This is a genomic window from Sulfitobacter sp. M85 (genome assembly GCF_029285915.1).
Lineage (GTDB): Bacteria > Pseudomonadota > Alphaproteobacteria > Rhodobacterales > Rhodobacteraceae > Sulfitobacter > Sulfitobacter faviae.
Genome location: NZ_JABECQ010000012.1, coordinates 1 through 12,848, shown reverse-complemented (window position 1 = coordinate 12,848; position 12,848 = coordinate 1). Strand labels below are relative to the sequence as shown.

The following is a 12,848-nucleotide window of genomic DNA, read 5'->3' as shown; positions in this document are numbered from 1 at the left end:
TTAATATTGTACATTTCTTTCAGAATTGAGAGGCCTGCCCTGTCATGTGTTCTGCTGTTGTTTCTAGTAATTTTCCAACTTCTGATTTTTGGATCATATCCCCCTGTAAGTGGGAGAGTGAAGCGCTTACCCATCTAATTATAAGCTTTGGTCTATCTGTAAGTAAATCAGGCGAACTAAGAGAAGTTCGGCCTTCATCAATGCCTCGTAATAAGCTTTCAGTAATATTGGCCGTGATCGGGAAACATGATGAAGCCAATGGCGTCCTATTAGATTTGTTCACGAAGTTCCCCGTAGAACCTATAGTTCTCCTTATGCGAAACCGTCTTGAGAGCTTTACAATTCAGGATCTGCCTTCAAATGTCATGGCAGCGGTTGAAGCCCCCCACCCGTCTGCAATGCTAAATTCCGTACTCACCTTGGTAGCCTCTGGGCACCGCGTCCTTGCCTCCGGTGATACAGCGTCTAATAGGTCAATTGTCAAAAGTCAGGGAAAGATCACCATACCCCCTAAGGGTGAAGATATTCTGACGAGGCGAGAGAAAGAGGTTTCGCGCGAAATCTCCTTGGGCAAGTCAAACAAGGATATTGCCCGTCGTTTGGGCATCTCATTGAATACCGTCAATGCCCATACTGCGGCCATCAGGCAGAAACTGGGTGTTCACAATCGGACACAGATTGCGCTGCAGATGTCTCATCTAGCTGTGCCTGCACTTCCGGAGGCACCTTCATTGGCCACGAAAAATGGCTCCATATAAAGAAGTCTGGGTCAAGATAGACCCAGACTCTCCTAATCAGTTAGTAGTCAGAGCCACACCCGAGGTAAGCAGCGAAGGCACGACCTGCTGAACGGTACGGTTCCAACGGGTGATCGGCTGTTCGGCGATGAAAACCACGTCATTAGGCAGGAGTTTCATTCGCGTCGCCAACAGGAAATTACTGGCGTTGCCCGCATCCAGATGCCAGGCAGTCACCGCGCCAAAATCACGTGGATCGGGTGAGCCGCGCAGCACATATATCTGGCTGGGATTGGCAGTCTCATTAGTAAACCCGCCTTCTGAATAAAGCGCGTCTGCGAGCGTGGCTTCGCGCCCAAACGGCATTGTGAACCGTCCTGGCTTAGTGACCTCCCCCGTCAAGTAAACATAGTCGCGTTCTACTGCATCGAGTTCGATCTGGGTTTGGAAGTTGCTACGCTGCTCAGATAGCGCTGAACGGCGCAAATCTACTTCCGTCGTCAACTCATTAAGCGCTTGGATACGAGCCTGCTGACGAAATTCAGCCAAGCGGATCTGTTCAGCAAAGTAAGCTTGGGCTTTGTCCAGTTCGTACTCAGTATCAACAAAGATGCTGTCACCATCAATCAACCGCGTCTTTTGAACATCGCCTCGACGCAGATAATCGTTCAATGGGATCTGGTAGAGTGTCCCATCGCGGTAGATCCGAATGATCGCGTAGTCTAGGTCGGCAGTAGAAATTCCCCCTGCCCCGGCTAAAGCTTCATCGAGCGTCAACGGGGTGAGAGTAATCGGTACCACGGTTGGCTTAGCCACGGCACCACCTAACGACACACGTTTGGAGTTAAACTCGGCGATCTCAAGACTGAAGGTGGGATCAATCTGGTTACGCACCAAGCTTTGAAAAAGTTCAGCTTCGGCTTCTTCTAGCGTCATCCCGACCAGGTCAACCCGACCAACATCTGGAATCGCAATCGCGCCATCGTCCTGAACGGTATACCCCTGCCGACTATTCTGAGCCGCTAACAAACCGCTGAGTTCCTCAACCGTGTTACCGCGCGCCTTGGTGGCCAAGAGTAAAACATCACCCACGCCGATCCGATAGGGACCGGTGGCGACGGGCGGTGGAAGCCGGGTGGCTTGTGCTACTGGGCGGTTTTGCCGTTCCAGCGAAGGCGGCGGCACAGCCCCTGCACCGCGCAGATCCGAGCCGCTGCCTGCCGCTTGGAAGAACACCGCTGGGATCTGCTTAGGGCGATAGGTCGCACGATTAGCCGCCAGCACGGATTGCGACGTAAGTGGAATCACCCGGACTTTGCCATCCGCATCACTTACTTTCGGCGAGATGTAAGCCACCCCGCAGCTGGAAAGCGTGGCTAGGCCAACAATCGCAACCAGTTTTTTGAACATATGTGCTTCCTCAACGCGTCTAACTTAATCGGCTTGCCCGCAAAGCGGGGTAAAATTCAAGCCATCTTGGTTGGTAGGACGACAAAAGACTACCCAGAATGAACGAAAACTAAGCGGCTGTATAACTTAGCCCCGCACCTGTTGAATCTCTACGTACCCCAAATCAGGGCCAATCCATTGGCGTGAAGCCGCGATCCGGCCATCCCGCGTTATTTCATAGCTATTGTTAATTGTGAGGCCGGGAGTGTAGCAGGTTTCTGAAATACTAACACCACTCCGCGCATAGTCGCATACGAAGCTGCGAAGGACGGTTGCGTTTTCGCCATCTAGATAGCGATGTAGGCGCACTACGCCAGAGCCCGCGCCCGCAGCAAGAGCGCCTAGGGGTCCCTCCACGTCAGCATTCATCAGATCGAAGCCCAATCCGCGAGTGCCAACCAGCATTCCTTCACGTAGCGCCAAGCTAATTCCATCAGGAGTAAGATAAGTAACTGTATCTCTATTACGACCAACTTCGAGCAGGACTGAAGATACTTGGCGCTCCTCAAGAGTCGCGATGATTACTCCATGCGGTAATGTGGCAAGTAGCTCAGGGGTCAGGCGGCTTCTAATCTGAGCTGCGGTCAAGGTTTGATGGGCTGGCTGGCCGATGTTGCGGAGTTGGCTCACCCCAAGCTGAAGTGGGGTCCTGTTCTGCGTATCTCCGCAGGCCGATAAAAATAGACAAACAGCCAACGCTGGCGCAAAATACCGTCGGATCATCGCCAAAATCTTCCCCAATTATCGCGCAGTTCAGGGGCGTGATACTTGCGCACGTCGTTATAAAGCCGATTCCGCACATCCAGCCGCGCTCCGCCGTCTCGGGTTATGGAGCGGATGGTCGTACCAGTGGTTGTGGGGCTCGGTTGACCCAAGAAATGACTTGCCGGAATGGTAAAGGTCAGCCCTTTGTCAAAGGACCCTTCCCCAAAGTCATCAAACGAGACATCCGTGAAAGTAGCAAAAGCGCCAATCTTCCAGCCATTGGAGAATTGGCGCGCGAGGCTAATGGTCCCGCCCCAGTCTTTCGCCAAATAGCGGCCTACATCCACTTGTCCGTGAAACCCGTTACCAAAATCGTAATAAGCGGAAACATGTCCCGTGGCTGTTTGGTAGTCGCGGAAACCGAACAGTTGGTCATAATCACGTTGCTGGACGTAATTTACCTCCGCTCCCAACGCTAGGCGGCTATCTACTGGCTTCCACAGGATTTCACTTGATATGCCGCCGTACATTTCTTCTAAATATCCTGCCGTTACTCGAGCATACAGGTTCGTGCCTGGGCGAAACTGATAATTAAGCGTTAAATGCTGTAACGTGGTCCCACCTTCGCGCGCGTAAAGTACACCATCACCGCGGACAGGATAGAGTCCGCCATCACGGTTGAGCTCAGGTCTAGTAAGCCTAATGGAATCACCGACATTACCCGCCAGACGATGCCGAAGCGTTCCTGACAAGGTCAGCCCTGGCATCATATCATAAAAAGCGTTCAGCTCGACTCCTACATCGGCCCGTACAGGACTGTCTGGGTCGAAATAACTGGGGGAAACGTAAGGCCCTAAGTTCCAACGGAATTTAGGATATATCTTATTATAATAGACCCCCGGGTCACTATCAGCAGCATCCACGATTTCTGTGCGGACATAGCTCTTCCAAGTGTTATCGGGTTCATGCTCCAACAGTTCCAGATCGCTACGGTTCAGCACGACAGCCGAAGCTGGGAGCCCCCCTACCACAGGTACAATTGTGAAGCGTTCGACCGAATCTGGCATGACTTGAGTTAGAATGCGTGCGGCACGCCCGATGGCTTCAGGAGCAATTAGGGTACGATTGTTTCGCAGGCGCACAGTGACCGTGCGTCCAGAAATGCCCATTGCCTCTAGAGCTAAATTTTCGGCCGCAAGCATTTCCGCGACCCTCCCCCTCAGTGCCTTGACGCTGGCGGGCTGCGTAGCCCAACTCAGATCCGCCTTTTCGCCCGGCTCCCGCACTCGCACAGGCAGTGGCGCAGCAGCTATTGTACCATTAACGGCAGGCCGTTTTGGATTAAGTACCAAACTGATCGATGCACCCAGCTCCGAGCCGTACATATAGTAAGCCTGCGCCTGAACACCCTCGCGAACTTGGTAGTCCAGTGCGAAGTTAAATGGCGATTTGCGTTCAAATAGATCGCGTCCAGGGGTGGTCTCGAGGTTGTAAGCGTCCGAAGAATATTCAGCCTTCACCGTTAACCTGTCTGTCGCAGCCCAGGAAACGCCCGCAAAGAGCGCCGCATCGCCACGGAACCATTTGGAGGTTTCCAATTGGCCGCCCCGCCCCGTGGTGCCTCTAGGCCGCTCATCGAACTGGCTATCAAGTGCTCCTAGCGGGTTGTCGAACCCTTTGTAGCTACTCAACCGGCCCCAGCCGATCCCTCCTGTAAATCTTAAGCGAGGGGTGACATGCTTGGTCGCGGCCAAGTATTCGCTGGAATAGATCCCCGTGCCTAGAAAATCCCGCAAACCCACTGCTATCGCGGGGCGATACCGCCCCTCATCGATAAAGCGGTAGCGCAGATCAAAAGAGCGGTCATAGGTACTGCCGCCATTAGAAGGGATGTAATCTTGGATCCGGCTGTAACGAAACGAGCCTGAGAGACGCGGCGTGATTTGAAAATTGAGTGTAGTGCGAGTCGTACCTGCAAAATATCCGATCGTCGCAGCCAATTCCGCATCCGGCGCACTTTGCGCGGTGGGCATGTCGATAAGGCCCGGATTGCCATAAAGATTGTAACTGACAGGTTCCGCACTTACCGGGAGGCCTGCGCCGAGAAGAAGCATAGCCACCGCGCCAAAGCGGGCTTTAGAAAGGCAAAAAACCTGAATAGGCACGTAACAATCTCCAGCGAAAGCTTATATTAGGGGATAACGCCCTCCCCCAAAAGATACAACGAGCCGAGCACTTTCAGCCCATTCTTGCGAATAGTGTAAGGCAATTCGGCAACGCTCCTCTCTGAATCCTTCCCCCTACTTGCGGTCGTCGGTTCATTTAGGTGCCTTAGCGCGACCCAGTACATCTGTGATGACTGCCGCTGCACGCTCAAGGTGCTTTGCCTCTAGCCCCGGGTGGACCAAAAACATCAAGCTGGTCTCACCCATTTGCTGCGCGATCGGTAAGCGCGCTTCAGGACGCAGCCCGGTACCCTTGAATGCCTTTTCGCGGTATATCTCAGAACATGATCCTTGCATGCACGGCACACCCATCGCCGTAATTTCTGCAGCAATCCGGTCGCGGTCCCAGCCTTCATTTAGGTTTTCAGGTCGTACATAGGCATAGAGCTTGTACCAGGCATGGCGCCTGACGATCTCCGGGTCAGGCAAAGGTAAGCGGATCGGGCCATCCGTTCCCAAAAAAGGTCTGAGTGCTGCAATGAGCGCTTCGGCATTAGCGCCACGAGCTGCTTGCCAGTCAGGCATACGCCGCAGTTGAATACGCCCAATGGCCGACTGCATTTCCGTCAATCGCCAGTTCGTACCAAAGCTCTCATGTAGCCAGCGAAACCCTGGTGCATGGTCGCGTTCATAGACAGCTTCATAGCTTTTGCCATGGTCCTTAAAGGCCCACATCCGCCGCCAAAGCTCCTCATCATTGCAAGTGACCATGCCACCCTCGCCGCCTGTAGTCATGATTTTATCCTGACAGAACGACCAAGCCGCGGCATCGCCGAGCCCCCCCACAGGCTGACCCTTGTACATCGCGCCATGGGCTTGAGCACAGTCTTCTATCAGGCGAATGTTTGTACCAGCCACCGCGCGCAGCCCATCCATGTCACAAGGCCAACCTGCCAAGTGTACGCACAAGATCGCGCGGGTATTATCAGTGATTACGGGGGCCACGGTCTCAGGGTTAATATTGCCACTGTCTGGGTCTACTTCAGCGAATACCGGCCGCGCGCCCGCATTCACGACCGAGGATACTGACGCCATGAAGCTGCGTGGGGTAACAATCACCTCGTCGCTGGCAGATCCCCCATTAGCAGCGCCGATGCCGAACCCATGGAGCGCCAAATCTAGCGCCACTGTACCGTTGGCGAGTGCGATGGCATGTTTGGTTCCGGCAAATTCTGCGAACTCGCGCTCGAATGCGCGGCCTTCCTGCCCGGTCCAGTAATTAACCCTGCCAGATAGTAACACATCTGAAACGGCCTTCGCCTCTTCTTGTGTGAAGTGGGGCCAAGGAGGGAAAGGTCCGTTTAGCATGTCATGTCCTTTATATTCAGGGGTCGTGCCGGAACTCCACCCACGCGCACACCATTTGGCAGTTCCTCTACCACTGCTGCTCCAGCCGCTACCAGCACATCTTCTCCGATCGTTACACCTTCGCGAACGACCGCCCCGATACCAATCCACGAACGCGCGCCTACACGCACATTGCCCGCTAACCGTGCGCCCGGCGAAACATGCACGAAATCATTTAGAATACAGTCGTGATCGATACTGCAGCCAGTATTCAAGATTACTCCGCGCCCCACTTGCGCATCCGCATTAACTACGGCACCTGCCACCACGAGCGTGCCAGCTCCCAGCCGAGCGGATGGCGATAGGGTAGCCGCAGGATGTATCAGCACTGGCGAGTTCTCCAATCGCAGCGTTTCAAATAGATGTGCCCGCGCCGTATTGTTGCCTATAGCGCAGAATAAAGCTGCATCCGTCTCCGCACCTGACAGCCCAACAATGGTCCAACAGCCATTTTCTCTTCGTGTTGGGTAAGCATCGTCGAGAAAGGCGATATCTGCATATCCGCAGGCAGCAGCGGTCTCGGCCACCACCTTGCCGTGCCCGCCCGCACCGATAATCCGTATGGGTCTCATTCTTGACCGGATCCCTTTCCGGTAAAGCGCGACATAGTCGCCTCTCCAGCGGCAGAGATACCATCACGCTTCACCACCTTCTGAAGGGTCATTCCAATGATTTTGAGGTCCAGCCAGATTGTGCGGTTATCCACATACCAGACATCTAGTGCAAACTTTTCCTCCCAGGACAAAGAGTTGCGTCCGTTAACTTGCGCCCAACCGGTGACTCCTGGGCGCACCTCGTGACGACGTGCTTGTTCGGGGCTGTAAAGCGACAGATATTCCATCAGCAATGGGCGGGGACCAACCAGACTCATTTCGCCTTTAAGCACGTTCCATAATTCCGGCAACTCATCCGCAGATGAGGAACGAAGGCTGCGCCCAAGTGGTGTAATACGTTCGCTATCCGGCAGCGGTGTACCATCGGAACTTTGGGCATCCTTCATTGAGCGAAACTTAACCATCTCAAACGGTTCGCCGTCCTTACCGGGGCGCAGTTGACGAAACAGAACTGGGGAGCCCATGTCGCGGCGGATTCTCCAGTAGAGAAAAAGCAGAACCGGCGACAAGAGCACAAGGCCCACTATGGCGCCTAGAATGTCTAACATGCGTTTCATTCGATCAGGCCCATATCTTGCAGCATCTGTTCGTTTACTTGCATAACATCATATCTTCCCCGCGCGATCCGAAGACTTTCCCTCCCCATTTCCTGTATTAGGTCGGGCTCCTCAAGAAACCGGCGCATGGCCTGTTCCAAGGCTTTGGCATCCCTCGGCGGCACCAGAAAACCATTGACGCCGGGCACCACGGTTTCTCGGCATCCTGGCGCATCGGTAGTGATGATGGCGCGCCCCGTGGCCATTGCCTCCAGAACTGAGCGTGGAGTTCCCTCGCGATAACTCGGCAGGACATAGACATGGCAAGCCCCCAGGCAGGGGCGTACATCTGCCTGCGCTCCGTGCCAGATTACAGATTTTTCCGCCACCCAGGCCTTAAGAGTCCTTGGCGGGATGGAATCAGGGTTGGCATCGGTGCCGCCCACCAAATTAAACTCCACATGAGGGTGCGTGGCCTTGATGCGCGCCGCCGCAGTGGCAAACTCCCGGATGCCCTTATCCCCCAACATGCGCGCGACCAACAGAAAGCGGGGCCCTCCGGACAGAGGCGGGAGCGGCGCAGGGGCAAAATGTTCCAGATCGACGCCCGAACCGTTGACAACCGACACGGAGGCATCCGGTGCCAGCAACCTAAGTGACCGAAACTCTGCCGCATCGTCGGGGTTCTGGAAAAATACATGATCCGCGCGCTGAAGAGCCTTCCGGTAAAGGCCGAACAAGACCCGGCGCACCAGATAACGCTTGCCTCGCGCTTTGCCTGTGAAGGCATAGCCGAGGCCTGTGATCAATGCGATCCGCCGGGGGACTCTTGCCGCGGCAGCGGCCAGCGTCCCCCAAATCACCGGTTTAACCGTGTAGCACAGAACGATGTCGGGACGTGCAGCGCGCAAAGCCTTGTACAGCACCTGTACAGCGAGCAGATCACTTGCCGGATTTATACCCGCGCGTTTGAACGGCACATCGTGCAAAAGTATACCATTTTGTTTTAGAATACAGGCGGTCTCTTGGTCACCCAATAGCCCTGGCGCACAAGCATGGACCTCATACCCCATTGCACGAAAGCGTTGCAGCAGCGGCAACCGGAAGTTCACAAGCGATGCCGCCTGACCGGCCACAACAAAAATGGTTTGGCTACGGGAAACTACACTCTGCATGGTCAGGTTACCGTAGTCCGGAAGAAGCTAGTTTGCGCCTTGTGGTGCCGTTTGAGCCACGCATACAACATTAGAATACCCCGTAACTATGCGTGCCAACCCTGCTCGGCGAGCTAATACTCTTTCTACGCTTTGCGGTCAAAACAGTTCCTTAGAACTGACAAGAATGGTAGCTGCCGATGCTATCGGTATGATCACGTATTCCAGACCAAATTATAATTATCCACCATCCCACCGATCGTAAAATTGGCGTTGATCCGGTCGTTTGCCTGATCTCTCCGGTCCTTCCAATCGGGTGTATGTCGCTTATCCAGGGCCTGCGCAATCGCCTTCGCCAATGCCACCCGATCACGAGGCGGCACCACCCATCCCGTTTCTCCAACAATCAATGAGGCATCTCCAACATCCGTCGTAACACAGGGTGTGCCGCAAGCCATGGCCTCACATAAAACATTAGGAAATGCTTCACCGAAAGCAGAAGACATGACGTGAAGATCAAGCGCATTCATAATAGCTGGAATGTCATTACGAAGCCCAAGAAGCTTTACCTGATCGTTGAGCCCTAGATCATGTATCATCGCGGTCAAATCTCTATTGGCTTCATTCATATTCGTCCCAACAAGCAGACAGATAGGTGCCAACCCTTTTGCCTTAAGATTCCCAAGGGCTTGCAACAAGTTTTTATGGTCTTTTTGCGGATCGAAACGGGCTACAAAACCAATCACTGGCAGATTATCAGGCAATTCTAACTCATTCCTGATCTGATAACGAGCTTTTAAATCAGGGCGAAAAATAGTAACATCGTGACCATTAGGTACGACCCGCATACGGCTCCGGTCATACCCCTTCTCGGCGTGGACATCGCGAGCCTTTTCAGCACAACAGATTATACGCCTCGGAACAATCCGTGATAGACGGGCGCATAACTTCATTACCATAATAGTAGCGCGAGAACTTTCACCGGAAACAAGTGTAGTGTGATGAATACCCCAAACAATGTTACGCACGCCGGCCAACCTCGCGGCAACACCGCCCATCAAATCCGCATGATACATCCACGTCTGCACAACATCTGGGAAATTTCTTTTTATCTCACCTCGAAGCTGCCAAGCTCCCCCAAGCGTCAACTTTCCACGTGGCATGTTGATGCAACTCACCGAAATACCACGAGCTTCAAGCATAGGGCCATATTTCCCACCATCCATTAGCGAAATGACGTGATGATGATTCGACTTGTCATGAGTGCAAAGTCGGTAGAGAGCAGCCTCGGCCCCGCCATCATTGAGACCGGTTATGACGTGAACAATGGTTTTCATTGCATAGCCCCGCAACTACGTGAAAGCATCGCCAAACTACACGTCGAGCATGTCAATCGAGTAGATGCCTTTATTTCGAGAAGATGTTTAGTACGGATTGAATAAAGAGCATTTGGCGCCGTCTGTTCCCTATCCTGTGATGATATGCGATATGACTTTTTCATGATGTGAGCGTGCCTATGAGAACTATCGGAGCTTGAGAAAATTTATGTGCGATTCTGACATCAACGAAGCTCGATACACCACCTATTACAAGATGTCATGAGGGGCAAATGAAGAGAGTTTTCCCCTTCGCAAGCGCGTTTTGCGGACGATTTTTGTCAGCGGCTGGTGTTTTGGTGCTCAGCATGATCCTGTCGCACCAGTTGTCTCTAACAGAAGCTGGCCTGTTCTTTGAAGCGTTTATTGCCCTCATGGGGCTGGCCATAGCCCTTCAGTTCGGTATGCCGCTGATGATCTTGCGCAAGATCGCCAGACTGCGAGACAACCTAACTGAAACAGATGCAATCCTCGCGCGGTCTTTGTCAACAATCTACGCTCTCAGCTCCATCGTGGCCTTCGCATGGATTGTTTTCTTCTTCACTACCTCTGGTTTTACTACCCCCCTCTCTTGGGTCTGGATTAACCTTCTACCAGTGGCGTTGATGGGGCCATTATCAGCCTTCATTAAAGCCAAAGGGCGACCCGGTTGGGGCGGCTTCTGGGAGGTAGGTGTTCTGTCGTTAATCGGATCCGCAGCAATACTCGCTGTCCAAGCGGACAGCGCAATGGAAACATGGATCATTTTCTCTGTCAGCTGTTGGGTCGGGATGCTGTTAGCCATGATCCTTGCAGGTATGCGGCATCTAAAGATGTTTACTAGACCAATCCCGGACATTTCATTGCTTTTGGAAGGCCGCTTTTTATGGGCGATGTCGGTGCTTGCCTATATCTCGCTCTGGGGTGGTGTAATAATCGCCAACTGGCTTCTTGACGAAGCCTCCACCGCAGTGTTGAACGCTTTGTTCCGCACACTCGCCCCCTTGCAATTCTTGATGCTCACGGTTGATTTCTACATGGCGCCTAAGTTCGCTGCTGCACACGGGGCCGAACTACGGCGACTTTATACCAAAGCACGTATAACCTGCGCTATCATGGCTATCCCGTATGTAACCGTCACGCTCGCCACACCATCCCTATTTCTTTCGCTACTCTACGGGGATAAATATGCGTTATTCGGCACAGAACTGCGCCTCATCATCATTGCATTTGTGGTGGAGATCTTGCTAGGGCCAGCCGGCATACTGCTTAACATGCACAACCGTGACCGTATTACACTACTTTGTATGGGCGTAAAGACGCTTCTCTATTTCAGTTTGGGTATTTGGCTAGGGGTCGCATTCGGCGTCACGGGGATCGTCCTCGCCCTTGCACTCTCCATCATGGCTAAGGCGTTTCTACAATACATCCTTATGGCGCAGCGGTATCTGTACAAATAGGTGAAAAGAGTTTCTCCAAGCGAAAATCCCACAGTAACCGCGCCATCGGTACCGCAGTTTACGCGGCTTGACTGTCGGCTTCTTGTGGCGACGCCTTCCAGTTCCACGGCAGCAATTCGTCCAGCTTATTGATCTTGTGGTCGTGAATGCGGTCGAGAACGTCCGCGAGATAGGCCTGTGGATCGAGGCCGTTTAGCTTGGCTGTTTCGATGATAGTCATGGCGCGAGCCAAAGTTTCCGCACCTGTGTCGGCCCCCGCAAAGAGCCAGTTCTTTCGCCCAATACCGATTGGTCGCAGAGCCCGCTCTGCTGGGTTGTTGTCGATTGCAATCCGACCATCGGACAGGAACAGGCTGAAGGCATCCCTTCGACTGAGGCCATAGCGGAAGGCCTTGGCCAGATCGCTCTTGCCGGGAATACGCAGGAGTTGCTGTTCGGACCAATCAAAGAAGGCCTCCACCCTTGGTCGGCTAAGCCTTTGGCGGGCCGCAAGGCGAGCCTCTGCGGACTGGCCGTTAATGTCACGCTCGATATCGTAGAACTTACCGATCCGGTCGAGCGCCTCGCGCGCGATCTCGGACTTGGTTGAGGTCCAAAAGTCGTGGAAGTCTCGCCGCAGGTGCGCCCAACAGGCAGCCTCGCGCAAACGTGGTGGGCCGTTGGATTGAGGCTCGTAGAGCTTGGCATAACCCTTGTAGCCGTCTGCTTGCAGAATGCCGCGGGCATCGGCCAGATGGCTTAGAACGTGCTCTTCTTTCCAGTTGGGCGCAAAGCGGTAGACAGCGCCAGGTGGCGCGGCTCCCGCCCACGGGCGCTGGTCACGCACGTAGGCCCAGAATCGGCCTTGTTTCACGCCTTTCCCCAATCCTTTGTCTCTTCTGGAGCGGTCTAATACCCGGATCGGGGTATCGTCTGCATGCAGAAGGTCGCTGCTCAGGATGTCCGCATCGATCCGCTCGATCAGCGGCGATAGTATCTTCATGGCGCGGCCGCACCAGCCCACAAGTGTGCTTTCGGGAATGTCGGCTCCCATCCGCTCGAAGATTTCATGCTGACGGTAGAGGGGAAGATGGTCGTCGAACTTTGAGACCAGCACATGTGCCAGGAGGTTCGGCCCGGCCATGCTGCCTGGGATCGGACTGTTGATTGTCACTGAGAGCTGACCCGGTAGCCCCATAAATTGTCACTGAGAATTGACCCATGTGAACACACTGCCCCGACGGTTTTGGTTGGGGGGATTTGGAGTGATCGACATGGGATTTTTGA

The 12,848-nt window shown here is 53.8% G+C and carries 9 protein-coding genes and 1 pseudogene; 2 read left to right on the top strand and 8 right to left on the bottom strand.

Annotated elements, in window-relative coordinates; translation table 11 throughout:
* The first annotated feature begins 44 nt into the window (after positions 1 to 44).
* Positions 45 to 758 (top strand): response regulator transcription factor, encoded by a 714-nt coding sequence (locus tag HKX24_RS16560; protein WP_276154124.1) that lies wholly within the window; start codon positions 45 to 47, stop codon positions 756 to 758.
* A gap of 36 nt (positions 759 to 794) precedes the next feature.
* Here HKX24_RS16560 and HKX24_RS16555 read toward each other — a convergent pair whose 3' ends face one another.
* The 7 genes from HKX24_RS16555 to HKX24_RS16525 all read right to left on the bottom strand — a co-directional run bounded on the left by HKX24_RS16555 (position 795) and on the right by HKX24_RS16525 (position 10,104).
* Positions 795 to 2,147 carry a polysaccharide biosynthesis/export family protein gene (locus HKX24_RS16555; protein WP_276154123.1) on the bottom strand — a complete coding sequence of 451 codons (1,353 nt, stop codon included), beginning with the start codon at positions 2,145 to 2,147 and terminating at the stop codon, positions 795 to 797.
* A gap of 758 nt (positions 2,148 to 2,905) precedes the next feature.
* Positions 2,906 to 5,056, bottom strand: coding sequence for a YjbH domain-containing protein (locus HKX24_RS16550; protein WP_276154122.1), 2,151 nt, complete (start codon positions 5,054 to 5,056; stop codon positions 2,906 to 2,908).
* 153 nt (positions 5,057 to 5,209) lie between these two features.
* Entirely contained in the window at positions 5,210 to 6,424 is a 1,215-nt protein-coding gene (locus HKX24_RS16545) for a DegT/DnrJ/EryC1/StrS aminotransferase family protein (protein WP_276154121.1), read from the bottom strand.
* On the bottom strand, positions 6,418 to 7,035 hold the full coding sequence (locus HKX24_RS16540) for a NeuD/PglB/VioB family sugar acetyltransferase (protein WP_276154120.1): 618 nt from the start codon (positions 7,033 to 7,035) through the stop codon (positions 6,418 to 6,420). Before HKX24_RS16540 ends, HKX24_RS16545 begins: the two co-directional genes overlap by 7 nt.
* Positions 7,032 to 7,634: a sugar transferase gene (locus tag HKX24_RS16535; protein ID WP_276154119.1), complete on the bottom strand. Its 603-nt coding sequence runs from the start codon at positions 7,632 to 7,634 to the stop codon at positions 7,032 to 7,034. The genes HKX24_RS16540 and HKX24_RS16535 overlap by 4 nt, the downstream gene beginning before the upstream one ends.
* On the bottom strand, positions 7,631 to 8,788 hold the full coding sequence (locus HKX24_RS16530; protein ID WP_276154118.1) for a glycosyltransferase family 4 protein: 1,158 nt from the start codon (positions 8,786 to 8,788) through the stop codon (positions 7,631 to 7,633). The genes HKX24_RS16535 and HKX24_RS16530 overlap by 4 nt, the downstream gene beginning before the upstream one ends.
* Positions 8,789 to 8,982: 194 nt before the next feature.
* Positions 8,983 to 10,104 (bottom strand): glycosyltransferase, encoded by a 1,122-nt coding sequence (locus tag HKX24_RS16525; RefSeq protein ID WP_276154117.1) that lies wholly within the window; start codon positions 10,102 to 10,104, stop codon positions 8,983 to 8,985.
* Positions 10,105 to 10,376: 272 nt separating this feature from the next.
* Here HKX24_RS16525 and HKX24_RS16520 point away from each other — a divergent pair, with 272 nt between their 5' ends.
* Complete coding sequence (locus HKX24_RS16520; protein ID WP_276154116.1) at positions 10,377 to 11,582, top strand: hypothetical protein; 1,206 nt, start codon at positions 10,377 to 10,379, stop codon at positions 11,580 to 11,582.
* A gap of 58 nt (positions 11,583 to 11,640) precedes the next feature.
* Here HKX24_RS16520 and HKX24_RS16515 read toward each other — a convergent pair.
* Positions 11,641 to 12,720 (bottom strand): annotated as a pseudogene (locus HKX24_RS16515) (IS66 family transposase); the annotation flags it as partial.
* Between the last annotated feature and the right edge of the window lie 128 nt (positions 12,721 to 12,848).